Consider the following 17895-nt stretch of genomic DNA (forward strand, 5'->3'; position numbering starts at 1 on the left):
CATCCTGTAGCCTTTCTGCGTCCAACTATGCTGTCAATTTTCGAACTTTTTAAAATCGGGATCGGTCCCTCATCGTCTCACACCGTGGGCCCCATGCTGGCTGCCGCCCACTTCAGTCAGCAGTTGGCGGACGAGAAACAACTCAATCGAGTAACCCGTATCGACATCACCCTGTACGGCTCCCTGGCGCTGACCGGTCGCGGTCACCAAACAGATGTGGCCATCTGGTTTGGACTCGCCGGCGAACAACCACAGCAGATTGACGTATCCAGCATGCCGCTGCGGCTTCAGCGCTGGCAAGCTGGCGGCGAGTTGAGGCTCAATGGCCAGCACCCCCTGGCCTTCGACGCGATCCATCTGTTTTTTGAACCCACGCCGCTGACACTGCACGAGAATGGGCTGCGCCTGGTGGCCTACCAGGGTGAGGCTGTGTGCCTGGAACAGACCTGGTACTCGCTGGGCGGCGGTTTTATCGTTCGCGAGGACAATTTCCATGCACGCCAGAGTGCTGAAACCACCATTCCCTATCCCTTCGCCAGCGCCGAAGAGCTGTTAGGCCTATGCCAGCAGGCGGAGATCTCTATTGCCAGCCTGATGCTCTGCAACGAGCAACAACTGCAGCCAGAGCGCGATGTCGCGGCTGAGTGTCAGCAAATTTGGCGTGTGATGAAGGAGGCCATTGCGCGAGGCAGCCGGACCGAAGGCGTGCTTCCCGGGCCATTACGGGTACCTCGCCGGGCACCGGCACTCTATCGTCAGCTTGCCAGCAGTGAGGCGTTGTCGCGGGATCCGATGCTGGTTATCGACTGGGTGAATGCCTTCGCACTCGCCGTCAGCGAGGAGAATGCAGCCGGAGGCCGGATTGTCACGGCCCCGACCAACGGCGCGGCGGGTATTCTGCCGGCCGTACTGGCCTACTACGACCGCTTTGTTCAACCCGTCGATGCCACCATGGCCAGTCATTTCCTGCTCACGGCTGGCGCGATTGGCCTGCTTTACAAGATGAATGCCTCACTCTCCGGAGCGGAAGTCGGTTGTCAGGGTGAGGTGGGTGTCGCCTGCTCCATGGCAGCGGCAGGACTGACCGCCTTGATGGGCGGTAGTCCAGATCAGGTGTGTCAGGCGGCCGAGATCGGTATGGAGCACAATTTGGGGCTGACCTGCGATCCGGTTGCGGGTCAGGTGCAGGTCCCCTGCATCGAACGCAACGCCATCGCGGCCGTCAAGGCGATCAACGCATCACGCATGGCACTGCGCCGCACCAGCAAGGCACGCGTCTCGCTGGATAAGGTCATCGAAACCATGTATGCCACGGGCAAGGACATGGACGCCCGTTATCGGGAAACCTCTCGCGGCGGGCTGGCGATCCGCATTCTGCCGTGTGATTGACTCGCAGCTTAACGCTCCGGGAGTTCAATGCCCACAAACAGTTGCTCAACTTCATACGGCGTCTTCATCGCCAGGGCCTTGTCCACGACATCACGCGTCAGATGGGGAGCAAAACGCTCCATGAAGTCATACATGTAGCTGCGCAGGAAGATACCGCGACGGAAACAGATTTTGGTGGTACTGGACTGGAACAGGTGACGGGCGTCGATTCGCACCAGATCGGTATCCGTTTGCGGATCGATGGCCATGCTGGCCAGCACCCCGACGCCCAATCCCATACGAACATAGGTCTTGATGACATCGGCGTCGATGGCAGTAAAAACGATGCGCGGCTCCATGCCGGTGCGATTGAAAGCGGCATCCAGCTCGGAACGTCCGGTAAAGCCGAACGTATAGGTGACAAGCGGATACTGCGCCAAATCTTCGATTTCGACACGTGGCAACAAGGTCAAAGGGTGGCCTTTCGGCACCAGCAGGCACCGGGTCCAGTGGTAGCAGGGCAACATCACCAGATCCTGATACAGATGCAAGGCCTCGGTGGCGATAGCAAAATCTGTGGTGCCTTTTGCCACCGACTCGCTCAGCTGTGCCGGAGATCCCTGATGCATGTGCAATGACACTTTGGGATAACGCTTGATGAAGGCACGGATCACCTCGGGCAAGGCATAACGCGCCTGGGTATGGGTGGTGGAGATATTCAAGGTGCCCTGATCCGGGTTGGTATATTGCCCGGCCACAGAACGAATGCTCTCGACTTTGGCCAGGATCTCTTGCGAAATGCGCAGGATATCCCGCCCGGCAGGGGTGATCTGGGTCAGATGCTTGCCACTGCGTTCAAAAATCTGCACCCCGAGCTCGTCTTCTAACATCCGCACCTGTTTGCTGATCCCAGGCTGCGAGGTATAGAGACTCTCTGCGGTCGCCGAGACATTCAGACTGTGGTTGGCTACCTCAACGATGTAGCGCAGCTGCTGTAGTTTCATAGCATTCCAGAATAAGAGCGTGTGGACTAATACTAACAAAGATTAGTTCAAAGGCTTCTTTTTCCTGCAGCTTTGGCGTCTCATCGCGTTGGACGGCATCAGCGAAACCAGTCTGCCGTCAAACTGTGCCCTGCGTCCCTACCCCACACCTGCCAGCTGTAGTAGTATCAAGCAATTAGTGTCTGTCATGACCCAAGAGGTAGAAACCACCATGGTATTAACTCTGGTGCTGTTTTCGATCGGAGCGCTGCTGTTTCTGGTGATCACCTATAACATCGTCCAGCAATACAAGCAGAAGCAGGAAACCGACCGCCGTATCACCATTTCACGGCAGAAAAACATCATCGATGAAGCCGACGAGCTATTACTCAACGCCAGTCGGCTGCCGTACACCAAAACGCTGGTATTGCTATTGCAAAACCGCATACTGGATGCACTGCGTATCATCTCCGCCGCCAATCCGGCACTGGCCTCGGTCAAGCAACGGATCCAGGACGTCACCGCACAAATCAACTACGTGCAGGAGAATTACCAGCATAACGAAGAGAGTATTTTCCGCTCACCGGAGTCGGATCGCCAGGCGCTGCAAATGCTGCAGATCGTGAAGAAGATCCGCGCTGTGGTGCGTATTGAACACAACAAGGGCAAAATAGATCCGCAAGCGTTTGTTACCGAGGATCGCCGCCTTGAGTTGCTGCTGCTGAAAATCAACATCGCCAACCTGATCCAACGCGCTCTGGATGCCCGAGTGAATCGGCAATTTGGCTCCGCCAAACAACTGTTGAATAAAGGCATCAGTACCTTGGCCTCCATCCATGACAAAGACGCTTGGCTCATCACTCGGGAAGAGGAGATGCGCATGGCGTTGCGCGAGATGACGGAACAGATCGAGCAGGCAAACCAGAAAGAGCTCGAAGAGTTACAGGAGAAAAAGGACGATCTGGATGTCCTGTTTCAGCCCAAGCGTAAATGGTAACCGGATTCGCACTCAACAGGCGGCTACAGGCCGCCTTTTTGTTAGCTGGTGGTTAGCTGACGTGCGTGCTGAGTGGCTTTTTTTGCCCCGGTACCCGCAGCACAAAGACTGGCAGAACCAATACGGCCATGCCCCAGAACGCCATACCGCCACTGTGTTGATACGCAACCCCAGAGAGCATGGTCAGCACCGCAGTAAACATGCCTGTCGGTAAGGCGGCATACAGCGTCTGTGCCGGAATAAGCTGATCACTGGGCATCTGTTGCGTCATATACCGGACAGCAGCCAGATGGCTGACGCAGAATGTGACCGCATGCAGCAACTGAGCGATCACCAGCCAGGGAAGCGCAGTCGTGGAAGCCAAAATAGTCCAGCGAATGACACAACCGACCGCACCAATCAGAAACATCTGCTGATAGCCAATACGACTGAACAGCCGCTTGCTGATGGCAAACATCAAAATTTCAGCAACCACCCCCGCAGCCCACAGATAGCCGATCACATTTTCGGCATAACCGTGCGCCTTCCAATGCAAGGCGCTAAAGCCGTAATAGGCCGCATGACTCCCCTGCAGCAATGACACGACGAGCAAAAACATCAGAAATGGCTTTTGCCGCAACAAGGGTAAAAAGCCGGTTTTTTGGCCACTGGAAATGGCATCCTGCGGCGCTGGCGACATCGGCAGCCAGGTACAAAGTATCAAGGCCAGCAGGCCTATTATCATGGTGTGTAACACCCAGTCGGCCCCACTTTGCTTGACCAGTGCGCCAACCAGCATGGAACCAAGAATAAACGCCGCCGAGCCCCATAACCGTACGCGACCATAGTCGAGTTTTACCTGCAGCATCATTCGCGCGGCTAACGCTTCACTTAGGGGCAAAAGGGTTGGATAGATAAAATTGGCCACCAGCATCAAGGCTAGAATCGACCAGAAACCCGACACCCCGTAGAACAGCAAAAAACAGACCGCACTGGCCAAAGCCAGATAGCGACACGCTGGAATCAACAGACTGGCCCGGTTGGCTTTGCCCATGATCAGCAACTGACCGGCAAAGCGGATCGCCAATCCGACACCGATCAATAGTCCGATCTGGTCGGCGCTAAGATCACGGGATGCCAACCACAATGACCAGAACGGGATATAGGCCCCGTAAACGAAATAAATTGCGACGAGAAACAGCGATAACCAGGCAAACGGGCGCATGTCAAACTCCGACAGGTTGCAGGCGACGCAGAATATCAGAATCCCGCTACCCTGTCAGAGAATGTGACCGTGCGCACTGTCATTAGCGCGTGATAAAACCTTGCGCGTGCAGGTAATCCAGCATGAACGGACGGCTCTCTTTGGAGAGAATCGCACGGATCTGACCGCTCCAGTTCTGTTGCTTGCTGTTACTGCTGCGCGCCGAATAGTAATCGAGCATACGGGCGTCATACTGCTCCAACAGATGAGGATCCAGCCTCTGGTAGTGGTTTTCATGCACGACCAGCTCCTCAGGCAACCGCGGCTTTTGTTCTGCCGGCGCCGCAGGATACCCCAGGCACAGGCCCAGCAAGGGTAAAACGTGGCGTGGAAGATCCAGAGCCGCGGTCACCTCGCCAGGATTGTTACGCAAACCACCGATGAACACCCCGCCCAAACCAAGCGATTCAGCCGCCGTCAGTGCATTTTGCGCCATCAGCGCCGTATCAATTGCCCCCATCAGCAACTGTTCGGCAAACCCCAATTTGGCCTCTGGTGCTATCTGCTGATTACGGTTCAAATCGGCACAAAACACCCAGAATTCGGCAGCACTGGCGACATACGCCTGTTCGCCGGCCAACGCCGCCAGGCGCAGCCGCAGTGCCGCGTCTGTGATGCGAATGATGGTCACCATCTGTAAAAAACTGGAGCTGGATGTCTGGCGTGCCGAAGCCAGTATGGCATGCCGCTGAGCGTCACTGATCGTCTGGGTGGTAAAGGCCCGCACCGAGGCATGGGCTTGCAAGGTTTCGATGGTACTGTTCATTAGCCGCTCCTTATGTTTTCGCGAATATACCAGTCTGAGTCCTCTCCTTTCGAGTAACAAAGCGTGAGCTGAATCAAGCCTCTGGCGTTTGACAAGCCTGCTCGCCATCGATTGCCTTTTCTTTAGGCAGGCGTTTACCGCCGTAGTTCATATACTGAATCTGAAATGAATCATTGTAGAGGGCTGGCCTTGAACATATTGATCTGTGACGACTCTGCCTTTGCGCGAAAACAGATGGCCCGTGCGTTACCTGATGACTGGTCTGTGACACTGCACTTTGCCGAAAACGGGCAACAGGGTGTCGAGCAGATCCTCAGCGGACATGGTGATCTGGTTTTTCTGGATCTGACGATGCCTGTGATGGACGGCTACCAGGTTCTGCGAACGTTACGCGATGAAAATATCCGCAGCCGTGTCATCGTCGTCTCCGGCGACATTCAGCCGGAAGCCCGGTCTGAAGTGATGGCACTGGGTGCACTGGACTTCATCAAAAAACCCTGCAGCAGCGAGCAAATAAGTCATCTGCTGCGACGCTTGGGCCTGTATCAACCCGGTGAGTTACTCGATCGACCCGATAGCGGCGGTGTTAATCTGACCGTCGAAGCCAGGGATGTTTACCAGGAGCTGGCCAACGTTGCCATGGGTCAGGCCGCCGACCTGCTGGCCCGCATGCTGGGTGGCTTCGTCATATTGCCCATACCCAATGTCAACGTCCTTGAAGTCAGCGAATTGCACATGGCGCTGAACTCTGCCGCGGGCGCCGAGACGCTGTCCGCCGTGTGTCAGGGTTTTATTGGCGCAGGCATCGCCGGCGAGGCGCTGGTGCTGTTCCACGACTCCAGCTTTGCCGATCTGGGTCGCCTGATGGGGCACGACGGTTCCATGACAAGGGCCACCGAACTGGAGCTGTTAATGGACATGTCGAATGTACTGATCGGCGCATTCCTGCGCGGTTTTGCCAATCAGCTGGATACGCCATTCAGCCAAGGTCATCCTGTGGTGTTGGGACAACACAGACCGATCGAGGAGCTGATCCAGGCTAACAAGCACCGCTGGAAACGCACGCTTGCCATCGAAATCAACTACCAGATCCGCAATCATCAGGTGCAGTGCGATCTGTTGCTGCTGTTCACCGAAGATTCTATTCAGTTCATGAATCACAAGATCGAACATCTGATGTGAGGAGACAGGTATGGAGATCAGAGAGTTCCACTGGCTAATGACCATCATTCAAAACCTGGAAGTGGGTCTGGTGATCCTGGACGAAGAGAACCGCATTCAGGTATGGAATGGCTTCATGGAGAGCCACTCCAGCCAACTCAGTTACCAGGTGAAGGACAAGGTGCTATTCGACATCTATCCCGAACTGGACAAAATCTGGCTGGAGCGCAAATTGACCATGGTGCGCACCTTGAATAACAAGGCCTTCATCAGTTGGGAACAGCGCCCTTATCTGTTTCATTTCTCCAATTACCGACCGATCACAGGTGAAGCGGAGCACATGTACCAGAATGTGACCATCATGCCGTTACCGGACTTTACCGGTGAAATCCGTCACTTGGCGATCCTGATTTACGATGTGACAGACCAGGCGATGGCTCGGCTGGCAGAAGAGGCACTCTAATCGCAAAATGACAAACAGCGGGCCAGGCCCGCTGTTTTATTGTTAGTTGACGCTATCAGGCAGTTTGCTGCCTGACCTGTCGCAGCAACCGTTGCCACATCTCATCCACCAGGCGTTGATCCTGATCGTTCAGTTCACCGTTCAAGCAAGCTTGTTGCAAACTTCGCAACACATTCATCTCGACATCGCGAACCAAGGTTTTGCCATGGATTTCACAGTTGGCAACCGCCAACGAGATATGACCACGCAGGTAACCACTGGCGAACAGTTCATCATCAGAACCGTGCGCCACCATGGCATCAATTTGAGCAAGCAGCAGTTGTTCGAATTCGTGTATGTTCATGTAATTCCGATCACTTTCCTGGGCCAGGGATAAGGCTTGGTTATTCGCCTTGGCCGGTGAGCCTGGCGAAGGCGCAGATACTGCCTGAGCATGGTTGGTTTTGCCAGCGCTGCCGATACTCCGATGGCGTTTTTTTTCTCATCTTGCTAGCGCGTCAAAAGTTTATGAAATCCGACCAGGCTGCTAGACTAGCGCCCGCGTTTCAACGGATGCCCTCTACACATTACAGGATAGACTCATGTTCGAATGGTTACTGGATCCCAGCGCCTGGATGGCTTTGGCCACCCTGACACTGCTGGAGATCGTGCTCGGTATCGATAACATCATCTTTATATCAATTCTGGTCAGCAAATTACCGCCGGCTCAACGTCAACGCGCCAGAATTCTGGGCCTGGCCGGTGCCATGCTGACACGCATCATGCTGCTGTTATCCCTGGCCTGGGTCATGCGTCTGACCGAGCCCCTGTTTACGCTACTTGGCGAGGCGATCTCTGGTCGTGACCTGATTCTGATCATCGGTGGTCTTTTCCTGCTGGCGAAGAGTACGCACGAGATCCACGGCTCACTCGAAGGGGATGATGAGCCCACCTCGGCGGCCGAAGTGGCGGGTCGCGGCTTTATTGCGACGCTGATCCAGATCGCCATCCTGGACATAGTGTTCAGCCTCGACTCTGTCATCACCGCCGTAGGCATGGCCAGCCATGTGCCTGTCATGGTCATCGCGATCATGATAGCCGTCGGCATCATGATGTTTGCCGCCAAGGCAATCGGTGATTTTGTCGATGCTCACCCGACAGTCAAGATGCTGGCGTTATCATTCCTGATCCTGGTCGGGGTCGCACTGATCGCCGAAGGTTTCGACCTGCATATTCCCAAAGGTTACATCTACTTTGCGATGGCATTTTCACTGGGTGTCGAGATGCTCAATCTGCGTTTGCGCAAGAGCCAACAAAAGGCGGTCAAGCTGCACAAGCAGATCGAGGACTAACCGCCTCTCAGCGCAACAAAAAGGCCGTGCATTCGCACGGCCTTTTACATTCTGCACGTCTTACTTGAGTTTCGGCGTTACCGTCTGAACATTCATATTCTGCGCCCGGTGGCGCAGCAGATGATCCATCAGCACCAGGGCCAGCATGGCCTCGGCAATAGGAACAGCACGAATGCCGACGCACGGGTCGTGACGACCGCGGGTGATCATCTCGGTCTGTTCACCACTGACGGTAATCGTCTTGCCCGGTACCGTAATGCTCGAGGTCGGCTTCAGCGCCATGCTGACGACAATGTCCTGACCCGAACTAATACCGCCCAGAATGCCACCGGCATGGTTGCTGAGAAATCCCTGTGGTGTCATCTCATCGCGGTGTTGCGAGCCACGCTGCTCCACGACGCCAAAACCATCACCGATCTCGACCCCTTTCACTGCGTTGATGCCCATCATGGCATGAGCAATCTCCGCATCGAGACGATCAAACACCGGTTCACCTAGTCCCACCGGGACATGACGGGCAACCACCTGCAGCCTTGCACCGATCGAGTCGCCCTCTTTCTTTAGATCGCGCATGAACGCATCCAACTCCTCCAGCTTGTCCGGATCGGCAAAGAAGAAGGGGTTGGTTTCGATAATGTCGCGCTCAAAACGCTCACCACGGATCGGGCCGAGTTGCGTGAGATAGCCGAAGATCTCGATGCCATGGACCTGCTTGAGGTACTTTTTGGCAATGGCACCGGCAGCGACACGCATGGCGGTTTCACGCGCCGAGGAGCGTCCGCCGCCGCGGTAATCGCGAACACCGTATTTTTGGTGATAGGTGTAGTCAGCGTGCCCCGGACGGAATAGATCCTGAATATCCGAGTAATCTTTCGAGCGCTGATCGGTGTTTTCAATCAGTAATCCAATCGAGGTCCCGGTAGTCTTGCCTTCAAAAACACCAGACAGGATCCGCACCGCATCCGGCTCGCGGCGCTGGGTCGTGAACCGAGACGTCCCGGGCTTGCGTCGATCCAGATCCTGTTGCAGATCGGCCTCGCTCAATTCCAGTCCGGGTGGGCAACCGTCAACTACGGCCCCCAACGCCACACCGTGGCTCTCGCCAAAGGTTGCAACCCGGAAGAGTTGTCCAAAACTGTTCCCTGCCATAGCGTCATCAACTCCTGTATGCGGCAAATCGATCGGCCACAGCATCCAGCTCGGCCTTGGTCATCATAAAGACACCGTGTCCACCCTGTTCAAACTCGACCCAGTGGAACGGCACATCCGGATACTGAGCGGCCAGGTGCACATAACTGTTGCCTACCTCGACCACCAGCACGCCATGTTCATGTAAAAAGTCGGGAGCCTGCGCCAGAATGCGTTTGGCCAGGATCAATCCATCTTCACCCGCAGCCAGCGCCAGTTCGGGTTCATGCTGGAATTCATCGGGCAGATCGGCCATATCCTCGGCATCCACATAAGGGGGATTCGAGACGATCAGATCGTATTTATCGCCAGCGGGCAGCGCCGAAAACAGATCCGACTGCATCGGAATCACCTGCTGCTCCAGACCATACATGTCGATGTTGATCTGGGTGACATCGAGCGCATCCGCCGAGAGATCAATGGCGTCCACTTCGGCTTCTGGGAACGCCTGCGCCAGTGCAATCGCGATACAGCCCGAACCGGTGCACATATCCATGATCCGGCTCGGCTCTTGGGACAACCAGGGTGCAAAGCGCTTGTTGATCAGCTCACCAATCGGCGAGCGGGGCACTATGACCCGCTCATCGACATAAAACTCAAGACCACAGAACCAAGCCTTATTGGTCAGGTAAGCCGCGGGAATGCGCTCTGCGACCCGCCGAGCAATCAGCTCGACCAGAAGCTGGCGTTCGGCGCGGGTCAGACGGGCGGTGCGAATCTCTTCGCTGATCAACGGCGGTAAATGCAGGGCCGGCAATAACAGTTGCACCGCTTCATCCCAGGCATTATCGGTTCCATGCCCATAAAACAGCCCGGCTTCATTGAATCGACTGACGGCCCAGCGCATCAGGTCATTGACGGTCTTGAGCTCGTTGACCGCCTCATCGATGATTATCTTTTCCAAAACCGCCTCCGGGTCGAGTAGAATCGGATCATGTGTCCGAGAGTTATTCAGGTACCTGATTAATGAAGAAAAACAGCGCGCTGGATGAGCAGGAACTCGCCCTGTTCCGCGAGGCCGTAGCCGGTACCCGTCAAATAAAGCAGGATACCATAAGTCCCGTCCACAGGACGGTCAAGCAGAAAGCACTGCAACGGGAAGTCCGGGAAAACCTGGGGGGCAGCCACTATTTTTCTGACGAATTTATCCCCCACCTCAGTGACGAAGGACCGATGCGTTATGTACGCGGCGATGTCTCCAGTTATGAGGTGAAAAAACTGCGTCGCGGCGACTACTACCCCGACATGCTGCTGGATCTCCATGGCCTCAGCCAGCAACAGGCCAAGCTGGAACTGGCCGCCCTGCTGGAAGCCTGCCGCCGCGAGCAAATTCGCTGTGCCTGTGTCATGCATGGCCACGGCCAGAATATCCTCAAGCAGCAGGTGCCACGCTGGCTGGCCCAACATCCGTTTGTCGAGGCCTTTCACCAGGCTCCTCGCGAATGGGGGGGCGATGCCGCGCTTCTGGTATTAATTGAACAAAGTGACCCTGGTATCGCGCAACGTCGTTAGCCTGGCTCAACGCGCTCGCCAGGCTTCAAGCAACAGGTTGCGAGGCGTGAGCGCACGCCCGCAGAACTCGCTAATGCTGACCTGATAGCCCTGCTCTTGCAGATAAAGCGCGCGATCCAGCACCAACCACAACTCCAGCGGCCGCCGGAACAGGTGACGGACCCACTCCATACGGGCGACCACAGGCACGCGAGCCTCAGCCTGGCACAACGCCTGCGACAAAACCTGCTGCGAGGGCCGTGCCACAGCCAGCCCCTTGCGCTCCAGAGCCCAGGCGACAAACGTTGCAAAATCCCCCGTCAACAGCTGGCCGGGGAGGGTCGGCAACGGAAGATAGCTGTCCTCACCCCGCCATGCTCGTTGCAGCAGATCAAAAGCCAGGCGCCAACGGAGTTCAATGTCACGCAGGCGCCGCTCGCGCGCGCCAGCGGTCACCGTTTCCTGAGCCGCCAGCCTTAGCGTATTGCGCGACAGCTGCAACCGGCTCGCCTGTCCGGCTTGTGAAAGAGGTTGATACTGGCTATCGCGAATCAGGTGATAACAGCATGGCGAAATCGTCACTGCCCTCACGCCTGCGGCCACGCCCTGCCGCAATAACGCAACATGCAGATCGCCACAGGCATGCAGCGCCACCGCGTGCTGCTCGGCTCGCAGCAGGCTCGCACTGGATGCGGCAAACGCATCGGCACAATGAAACTGTTGCCGGACGCGCTGTTTTTGCGCCAGCGCCCTGCCATCGGCACACAACGCAGACTGCCACTCCAACGACTCCACCTCGACATCCCGGCGCCAAGCCAGCACTCGCCCCAGATGCCCTTTGCCGGCACACCACTCCAGGAACGGCAAGCCAAACTCCCCTGTCGCCGCTTCAAAATGCCGGATCTGTTGCCATTTGCGACCCGGAATGAACGCAGCCATGCTGGCTGGCAACGCCGGCAACTCCGGTTGACGCTGCACAATGGAACACAACATCAGCAAATCAGGAAGGTGCGCTAGCCAGGGCGCAAGCCACTGCACTCGACACGGCATCTCCTCCATCGCCTGCAAGTGGGACAATGTCAGTTCATCGAGTGCGGTACAGAGTTCAGGATGGCTATGGCGCCAGCAAAGATCCCGCCAGTGAAATGGCTGACATAACCAAAACTCGCCGTAGCAAGTCAGCAATTGATCCAGTGCACTGAAGTGCTCGGTCAGGGGCAAGTCGCATGCAACCATCTTGATATCATGAGCAAGCAAAAACGGGCGGGCAGTATAAACCGGCTAACCCAGCGCCTCCTATTGCATTGGCAGCTAGAATTTCTGTTTTTTCTCGGCTAACAGCTTCTTTAAAAAACTACCATCCAGCATAATTGTCAGCATATCTAGCCACCTCCTCGCAAATATATGATTCTTGATATTAGCAACATGCTGCACATGAACGATGTCATGCTGATCTTCATGGTGTTGGTGTTCGGTTTGTTGCTCGGTAAAGTCCGTCTGGGTAATTTTCAACTGGGTAACACCGTTGGCGTCATGAGTAGCGCCCTGCTGTTTGGCCATCTCGGATTCGCGATTAATCCTGCCGCAGGCAACATCGCCTTCATGCTGTTCATCTTCGCCGTGGGTATCGAGGCCGGGCCACATTTTTTCAGTGTCTTCTTGCGTGATGGCCTGCGCTATATCAGCTTGTCGCTGGTCATTCTGGCAACCGCCATGCTGTTGACCTACCTGTTCGCGTCGCTGTTTGACCTGGGCCCAGGCCTGGCTGCCGGTATTCTGGCCGGCGCCCTGACCTCGACCCCCGCGCTGGTCGGTGCTCAGGACAGCTTGCAAAGTGGCTATCTCAATCTGCCACACAATGCCAGCATCAGCGCCATGCTCGACAACATGAGCGTTGGTTATGCCCTGACGTATATGATTGGGCTGATTGGGCTACTGATGCTGGTTCGTTACCTGCCATCCCTGTTCGGCCTCGACTTGCGTGCCGAGTGCCACAAGATAGCGCGCGAACGGGGCATCGGCGGCGGACAACACAAGACCTATTTGCCGATTATTCGAGCCTACCGTGTCGGCCCGGAAATGGCGCGCTGGATCGATGGCCGTTCGCTGCGGGAAACGGGAATCTACCCACATACCGGCTGCTACGTCGAACGCTTGCGTCGCAACGGTATCATTGTCGCCAGCCCCGATGGCAACACCGTTCTGCAACAGGGTGACGATATCGCCCTGCTTGGCTACCCGGAGAGTCACGAAAAACTGGATCTAAGTTATCGGACCGGGAAAGAGGTATTTGACCGTGACTTGCTGGATCTGCAGATCGTGACGGAAGAGATCGTCGTCAAGAACGACAACTATGTCGGTCGTTATCTGGTAGAGCTGGATCTGACCGGCAAAGGCTGCTTCCTGAATCGCATTGTCCGTTCACAGATTGAAATGCCACTGGATCGAAACATCATGCTGCAAAAAGGGGATGTCTTGCAGATCAGTGGCGAACGCCATCGCCTCGAGCGGCTCGCCAGCCGCATCGGCTTCATCAGCATTCATAGCCAGGCATCGGATCTGGTCGCTTTCAGTACTTTCTTCATCTGTGGCCTGCTGATTGGCAGTATTTCGCTGGTATTTGGACACTTCCAATTCGGGATTGGCAATGCCGTCGGGCTGTTGTGTGGCGGTATCCTAATGGGATACCTCGGCTCAACCCATCCCACCATGGGCTACATACCGCCGGGTGCCCTGCGCTTTATCAAAGACCTGGGCCTGACCCTGTTTATGGCCAGCATAGGTCTCAAGGCCGGAACTGGACTGGCCAGCCATTTAAATGAAACCGGATGGGTGGTGCTGCTGGTCGGTGCCCTGGTGGCCGTCGTCCCCGTACTGGTAGGTTACCTGTTTGGCATCCATATCCTGAAGATGAACCCGGCACTGCTGCTTGGCGCCATCACAGGCGCACGCACCTCGGCACCGGCCATGGAGGTCGTCAATCATCTGGCAGACAGCTCCATTCCCGCACTGGGTTATGCCGGCACCTATGCGGTTGCGAATGTGTTGCTCACCCTGGCCGGCGCCTTGATGCTCGGCCTTTGGTTCTAAACGACAGAGGGCCGTCAAATGACGGCCCTCGATACTTGTTTCTGCGTTTTGATATCGGCTTACGCTGCCTTCGATAACTGTGAAATCGTCGAGTTCACTTCGCTGACCGTCGTTTTGTGCAACATATCGGCCTGCTTGGGCAGTTTCAGTTGCCCCCCCTCGAACTCATATCCACCCCGTCCATGGATATACAGCCTTCCCTTAAAAAACGTTTTCACATACTTGGCAATCATCAGTGGCAAGTATTTTTTGAAGATTCTCATTATTGGTATCCCTTTCGTGTCCTGCATGAAAGTAGACACTAGAGTACGCGAAAAAGTTCCTTCAAACTGAGATAAATGTCTGCCTTGTCACATTTACGCAGATGATTGTTCCACAATAGCAGGGAGGATCACAGTTCATGTCATCGCTGGGGTGCTTGCTGCCATTCCAGTTGCCCCCGGCCTGCTGTCAGGGTTATTCCCACCATCGCCGAGGTCACAAACATGGGGGGATTGACCCCCGGACACAAGGAAGCCACGAGATATCCAACCAGCGGTAAATGACTGATGATTAGACATTGCTCACTCTCTGGCTCGATAGCGCAGAGGAAGTCTGCCACGCTGGCCGCATGTCCATGGGGGACCAGCTCGTCCACTGTTTCGACTTGAGCATGCGGAAACAGATCAGCAATGGTCTGCCAGGTCTGCTGGGCCCTTAGATACGGGCTGACCAGCACGCGCAATGCACCGGACAATTGGGGCTGCAACCACAATGCCATGGCTCGGGACTGCTGACGCCCCATCTCAGTCAGGGCACGATTGGCATCGCTGTCCGCACCGAAAACGGCATCGCCATGACGCATCACTACAACTTTCATCAATCCCGGTTCCCATTACCGATTTCAAACACAGCGAGTTTACTGAGTTGCCGAGATAGCCACAATGGGCAAAGCACATAAACGGTTTGCACCCCATGGCGCAGCGGTCAATAATAACCTTGCAGATCAATAAAATGAGTCCCCACATGGTTTCTCCGACGCCGAGTCTCACGATCCAGCAAAGCCCGAATGATCACAAACTTTATGCCTACCATGTGCTAACCAATCAGTTACGCGTGTTGCTGATTGAAGATCCGCGCTGCGAAAAATCAGCCGCCGCACTGGCGGTCAACGTCGGCCATTTTCAAGATCCGCCACAGCGGCTGGGGATGGCGCACTTTCTGGAGCACATGCTGTTTCTTGGCACCGAGACCTATCCGGAGCCTGGTGAGTATCAGGCTTTTATTTCACGTCATGGTGGCAGTAACAATGCCTGGACGGGAACAGAATTCACCAACTACTACTTTGATCTGCAACATCAGGCCTTTGCCGAAGGCTTACACCGTTTCTCGCAGTTTTTTATCTGTCCGACATTCCAGCCCGAACTGGTCGACAAGGAGCGTAACGCCATCGACTCCGAATATCGGCTGAAATTGACTGATGATGTCAGGCGTAGCTATCAGGTGCATAAGGAAACCGTCAATCCGCAGCACCCCTTCTCCAAGTTTTCAGTAGGCAACTGGCAGACTCTCGGCGACCGGGATGGCAGTGATATCCGCGATGAACTGCTCGACTTCTATCGCAACCAGTACAGTGCCGAGCGTATGACCCTGGTGATACACTCCGCCCACTCACTGGCCATGCAGTGGCAATGGGTGGAGCGTTTTTTTTCGGCAATCCCCTACCGGGCCTTGCCATCACCCAATATTGATGTCCCGCTGTATCGGCCACAGGATTTGGCGCTGCGCATCCAGATCCAGCCCGTGCGCGAGAGCCGCAAACTGGTGGTCACGTTCGCCTTGCCCGGTATAGAACGTTTGTATCGCACCAAACCCCTGACATTTATCAGCCACCTTCTGGGCTATGAGGGTAAAGGCAGCCTGTTCTCCTGGCTGAGAAACCAGGGCTGGATCAATACGCTCTCGGCCGGCAGCGGCGTTGGCGGAAGTAATTTCAAAGATTTTGCCATCAGCTTTGGTCTAACACCGGAAGGGCTACATCATGAAGGCAGCATCGTCGAGATGTTGTTTGCCTACCTGGCCCTCATCCGCGAGCAAGGACTTGAGGCATGGCGCTATCAGGAAAAGCGCTCGGTACTGGAGCTGCTCTACCGCTACCAGGAGGGCAGTCGGCCTATTGATAATGTGGCTCATCTGGCGGTCAACCTGCACCACTATGCTCCTGAACATGCCGTCAACGGTGATTACTTGATGGAGTGGTTCAACCCGGCAGAAACCCTGGCGATGCTCGATCTAATGGTGCCGGAGAACATGCGCATCCAGCTAGCTGCACCAGGGGTCAGCACCGACAAGAGTGCGCAGTGGTACGGCACCCCCTACAAAGTCGAACCCATAGAGAGCGTCTGGCTACGTCGCTGGAAAACGCCGGTGTGCCCAAGCGGACTGACGCTGCCGGAGCCGAATCCATTTATTTGTGATCGCCCGATGGCACACCCCGTCGAGCATGTTCACGCCATCCCGCAGTGTCTGATCGAGCGCAGTGGCATTCGCGTCTGGCATCTGCACGATGCCGAATATCCGGTCCCCAAAGGCTCGCTATATATTGCCGTCGATAGCGAGCACGCCGTGCGCTCACCACGGCATATCGCCTTGATGCGCCTGACAGTAGAGCTGCTGATCGATCATCTCAATGAGTTGACCTATCCGGCCGAAATTGCCGGTTTAAGCTACGACCTCTATGCCCATCAGGGAGGCTACACCTTACAGTTGTCAGGATTTAGCAGCCGTCTGCCGCGGCTACTGGAACTGATACTGAAGAATCGCACCTTCGGCCGTGTCGATCCGACCCGGTTTGCCATTATCCGGCAACAGTTGCTGCAAAACTGGCAGAATCAAAACAAGGGGCGGCCCATCTCGCAGCTCTTTTCCCATCTAACCAGCGTGCTACAACCCAACAACCCGCCAGTCGAGCAGTTAATTCCGCACCTCGAACGGGCGACACATCAAGAACTGCCCGAGTTTGTCCGCCAATTGTACAAAGCCGTCCACCTTGAAGTTCTGGCACATGGCGATTGGCTGGAAGAGGATGTGCGCATGATTGCCGGGCTACTGGAGCGGGAACTGACGCCGCTGAGTTTGCCCAGCCGAGAGACACAGCGCCGACTGATCGATATCGCCGGACATGGCACCCAGATCTGTGAACGCAACTGTGTCCATGCCGACTCGGCCGTGCTGGTCTACTACCAGTCACCCCGACCGAGTCCGCAGGACATTGCCTGTTTTACATTGGCCAATCACCTGCTGTCATCGCCGTTTTTCAATGAACTCCGCACCCGGCAACAACTGGGTTATGTCGTCGGCACCGGCAATTTGCCACTCAACCGCCACCCCGGGCTGATCCTCTATGTGCAATCCCCGGTGGCAGGTCCAAGGACACTGCTTGATGCAATTGAACTGTTCATCGACGATTTCTATCTGCAGTTGATGGAATTCAATGAACAGACCTGGCAAGAGAGCAAACAGGGGCTGCTCAACCAGTTGCTGGAAAAAGATGCCAATCAGCGCACCCGAAGCCAGCGGCTCTGGGTCAGCGTCGGCAGCCGCGACTTTAGCTTTAATCAGCGGGAACGGGTGGCGGAGGCGGTCACCCGGATGAGCCGTGCTGAGCTCATCCGCTTCTTGCGTTCGCTGCGCAGTTCACAAGCCGATCGCCTGGTATTGTGCAGTTATGGCGACGCCCATCAGGACTCGGAGCGCATCTGCGAGGGCGAATTCATTACTGACCTGCAGCTATTCCAGAACAGCAGGCGCAAATTCAGCAATCTAGGCTCGTGAG

Annotated in this window: 17 protein-coding genes; 8 read left to right on the forward strand and 9 right to left on the reverse strand. The window is 55.7% G+C overall.

The features are described from left to right. Positions 1 to 27: 27 nt before the first annotated feature. Complete coding sequence (locus ACFOSS_RS12265; RefSeq protein WP_377152898.1) at positions 28 to 1389, forward strand: L-serine ammonia-lyase; 1362 nt, start codon at positions 28 to 30, stop codon at positions 1387 to 1389. 8 nt (positions 1390 to 1397) lie between these two features. Here the strand turns inward: ACFOSS_RS12265 and cysB are convergent, their stop codons facing one another. Beyond that, positions 1398 to 2372 (reverse strand): HTH-type transcriptional regulator CysB, encoded by a 975-nt coding sequence (gene cysB, locus ACFOSS_RS12270; protein WP_377152900.1) that lies wholly within the window; start codon positions 2370 to 2372, stop codon positions 1398 to 1400. A gap of 187 nt (positions 2373 to 2559) precedes the next feature. Between cysB and ACFOSS_RS12275 the strand changes: the two genes are divergently transcribed. Further along, the gene (locus tag ACFOSS_RS12275) at positions 2560 to 3348 is read left to right on the forward strand and encodes a DNA repair protein (RefSeq protein WP_377152902.1); all 789 of its coding nucleotides are present in this window, start codon (positions 2560 to 2562) and stop codon (positions 3346 to 3348) included. Between the two features lie 52 nt (positions 3349 to 3400). Here the strand turns inward: ACFOSS_RS12275 and ACFOSS_RS12280 are convergent, their stop codons facing one another. Both ACFOSS_RS12280 and nfsA read right to left on the reverse strand, forming a co-directional pair. After that, positions 3401 to 4552 (reverse strand): 3-phenylpropionate MFS transporter, encoded by a 1152-nt coding sequence (locus ACFOSS_RS12280; protein WP_377152904.1) that lies wholly within the window; start codon positions 4550 to 4552, stop codon positions 3401 to 3403. Positions 4553 to 4634: 82 nt separating this feature from the next. Further along, positions 4635 to 5357 (reverse strand): oxygen-insensitive NADPH nitroreductase, encoded by a 723-nt coding sequence (nfsA, locus tag ACFOSS_RS12285; protein ID WP_377152906.1) that lies wholly within the window; start codon positions 5355 to 5357, stop codon positions 4635 to 4637. A 189-nt stretch (positions 5358 to 5546) separates the two neighbouring features. Between nfsA and ACFOSS_RS12290 the strand changes: the two genes are divergently transcribed. Together ACFOSS_RS12290 and ACFOSS_RS12295 are read left to right on the forward strand one after the other, a co-directional pair. Continuing rightward, the gene (locus ACFOSS_RS12290; protein ID WP_377153940.1) at positions 5547 to 6539 is read left to right on the forward strand and encodes a response regulator; all 993 of its coding nucleotides are present in this window, start codon (positions 5547 to 5549) and stop codon (positions 6537 to 6539) included. Positions 6540 to 6549: 10 nt separating this feature from the next. Further along, positions 6550 to 6981, forward strand: coding sequence for a hypothetical protein (locus tag ACFOSS_RS12295; RefSeq protein ID WP_377152908.1), 432 nt, complete (start codon positions 6550 to 6552; stop codon positions 6979 to 6981). A 55-nt stretch (positions 6982 to 7036) separates the two neighbouring features. Here the strand turns inward: ACFOSS_RS12295 and ACFOSS_RS12300 are convergent, their stop codons facing one another. Next, positions 7037 to 7324 carry a YfcL family protein gene (locus tag ACFOSS_RS12300; protein WP_377152910.1) on the reverse strand — a complete coding sequence of 96 codons (288 nt, stop codon included), beginning with the start codon at positions 7322 to 7324 and terminating at the stop codon, positions 7037 to 7039. 238 nt (positions 7325 to 7562) lie between these two features. Here ACFOSS_RS12300 and ACFOSS_RS12305 point away from each other — a divergent pair, with 238 nt between their 5' ends. Continuing rightward, complete coding sequence (locus ACFOSS_RS12305) at positions 7563 to 8312, forward strand: TerC family protein (protein WP_377152912.1); 750 nt, start codon at positions 7563 to 7565, stop codon at positions 8310 to 8312. Positions 8313 to 8372: 60 nt separating this feature from the next. Here ACFOSS_RS12305 and aroC read toward each other — a convergent pair whose 3' ends face one another. Both aroC and prmB read right to left on the reverse strand, forming a co-directional pair. Next, on the reverse strand, positions 8373 to 9461 hold the full coding sequence (aroC, locus tag ACFOSS_RS12310) for a chorismate synthase (RefSeq protein ID WP_377152914.1): 1089 nt from the start codon (positions 9459 to 9461) through the stop codon (positions 8373 to 8375). A 7-nt stretch (positions 9462 to 9468) separates the two neighbouring features. After that, positions 9469 to 10404 carry a 50S ribosomal protein L3 N(5)-glutamine methyltransferase gene (prmB, locus tag ACFOSS_RS12315; protein WP_377152916.1) on the reverse strand — a complete coding sequence of 312 codons (936 nt, stop codon included), beginning with the start codon at positions 10402 to 10404 and terminating at the stop codon, positions 9469 to 9471. Positions 10405 to 10466: 62 nt separating this feature from the next. Here prmB and smrB point away from each other — a divergent pair, with 62 nt between their 5' ends. Beyond that, a complete protein-coding gene (smrB, locus tag ACFOSS_RS12320) occupies positions 10467 to 11012 on the forward strand; it encodes an endonuclease SmrB (protein WP_377152918.1) in 546 nt (181 codons plus the stop codon). A 6-nt stretch (positions 11013 to 11018) separates the two neighbouring features. Here the strand turns inward: smrB and ACFOSS_RS12325 are convergent, their stop codons facing one another. After that, positions 11019 to 12227 (reverse strand): methyltransferase, encoded by a 1209-nt coding sequence (locus ACFOSS_RS12325; protein ID WP_377152920.1) that lies wholly within the window; start codon positions 12225 to 12227, stop codon positions 11019 to 11021. Positions 12228 to 12395: 168 nt separating this feature from the next. Here ACFOSS_RS12325 and ACFOSS_RS12330 point away from each other — a divergent pair, with 168 nt between their 5' ends. Beyond that, complete coding sequence (locus ACFOSS_RS12330; RefSeq protein ID WP_377152922.1) at positions 12396 to 14081, forward strand: aspartate:alanine antiporter; 1686 nt, start codon at positions 12396 to 12398, stop codon at positions 14079 to 14081. 59 nt (positions 14082 to 14140) lie between these two features. Here the strand turns inward: ACFOSS_RS12330 and ACFOSS_RS12335 are convergent, their stop codons facing one another. Next, on the reverse strand, positions 14141 to 14344 hold the full coding sequence (locus ACFOSS_RS12335; protein ID WP_377152924.1) for a DUF1107 domain-containing protein: 204 nt from the start codon (positions 14342 to 14344) through the stop codon (positions 14141 to 14143). A 140-nt stretch (positions 14345 to 14484) separates the two neighbouring features. Then, positions 14485 to 14940, reverse strand: coding sequence for a phosphohistidine phosphatase SixA (gene sixA, locus ACFOSS_RS12340; RefSeq protein ID WP_377152926.1), 456 nt, complete (start codon positions 14938 to 14940; stop codon positions 14485 to 14487). Between the two features lie 146 nt (positions 14941 to 15086). Between sixA and ACFOSS_RS12345 the strand changes: the two genes are divergently transcribed. Then, the gene (locus tag ACFOSS_RS12345; RefSeq protein ID WP_377152928.1) at positions 15087 to 17894 is read left to right on the forward strand and encodes an insulinase family protein; all 2808 of its coding nucleotides are present in this window, start codon (positions 15087 to 15089) and stop codon (positions 17892 to 17894) included. Position 17895: the final 1 nt, after the last annotated feature.

Origin of the sequence: Pseudaeromonas sharmana (assembly GCF_042649925.1) — a bacterium.
Classification (GTDB): Bacteria; Pseudomonadota; Gammaproteobacteria; order Enterobacterales; family Aeromonadaceae; genus Pseudaeromonas; species Pseudaeromonas sharmana.

What these genes read in the sequence shown, in the direction of transcription:
- ACFOSS_RS12265 (WP_377152898.1), top strand. Translation starts at nt 28, where the DNA reads ATGCTGTCAATTTTCGAACTTTTTAAAATCGGGATCGGTCCCTCATCG.
- cysB (WP_377152900.1), bottom strand. Translation starts at nt 2,372, where the DNA reads ATGAAACTACAGCAGCTGCGCTACATCGTTGAGGTAGCCAACCACAGT.
- ACFOSS_RS12275 (WP_377152902.1), top strand. Translation starts at nt 2,560, where the DNA reads ATGACCCAAGAGGTAGAAACCACCATGGTATTAACTCTGGTGCTGTTT.
- ACFOSS_RS12280 (WP_377152904.1), bottom strand. Translation starts at nt 4,552, where the DNA reads ATGCGCCCGTTTGCCTGGTTATCGCTGTTTCTCGTCGCAATTTATTTC.
- nfsA (WP_377152906.1), bottom strand. Translation starts at nt 5,357, where the DNA reads ATGAACAGTACCATCGAAACCTTGCAAGCCCATGCCTCGGTGCGGGCC.
- ACFOSS_RS12295 (WP_377152908.1), top strand. Translation starts at nt 6,550, where the DNA reads ATGGAGATCAGAGAGTTCCACTGGCTAATGACCATCATTCAAAACCTG.
- ACFOSS_RS12300 (WP_377152910.1), bottom strand. Translation starts at nt 7,324, where the DNA reads ATGAACATACACGAATTCGAACAACTGCTGCTTGCTCAAATTGATGCC.
- ACFOSS_RS12305 (WP_377152912.1), top strand. Translation starts at nt 7,563, where the DNA reads ATGTTCGAATGGTTACTGGATCCCAGCGCCTGGATGGCTTTGGCCACC.
- aroC (WP_377152914.1), bottom strand. Translation starts at nt 9,461, where the DNA reads ATGGCAGGGAACAGTTTTGGACAACTCTTCCGGGTTGCAACCTTTGGC.
- smrB (WP_377152918.1), top strand. Translation starts at nt 10,467, where the DNA reads ATGAAGAAAAACAGCGCGCTGGATGAGCAGGAACTCGCCCTGTTCCGC.
- ACFOSS_RS12325 (WP_377152920.1), bottom strand. Translation starts at nt 12,227, where the DNA reads ATGGTTGCATGCGACTTGCCCCTGACCGAGCACTTCAGTGCACTGGAT.
- ACFOSS_RS12330 (WP_377152922.1), top strand. Translation starts at nt 12,396, where the DNA reads ATGATTCTTGATATTAGCAACATGCTGCACATGAACGATGTCATGCTG.
- ACFOSS_RS12335 (WP_377152924.1), bottom strand. Translation starts at nt 14,344, where the DNA reads ATGAGAATCTTCAAAAAATACTTGCCACTGATGATTGCCAAGTATGTG.
- sixA (WP_377152926.1), bottom strand. Translation starts at nt 14,940, where the DNA reads ATGAAAGTTGTAGTGATGCGTCATGGCGATGCCGTTTTCGGTGCGGAC.
- ACFOSS_RS12345 (WP_377152928.1), top strand. Translation starts at nt 15,087, where the DNA reads ATGGTTTCTCCGACGCCGAGTCTCACGATCCAGCAAAGCCCGAATGAT.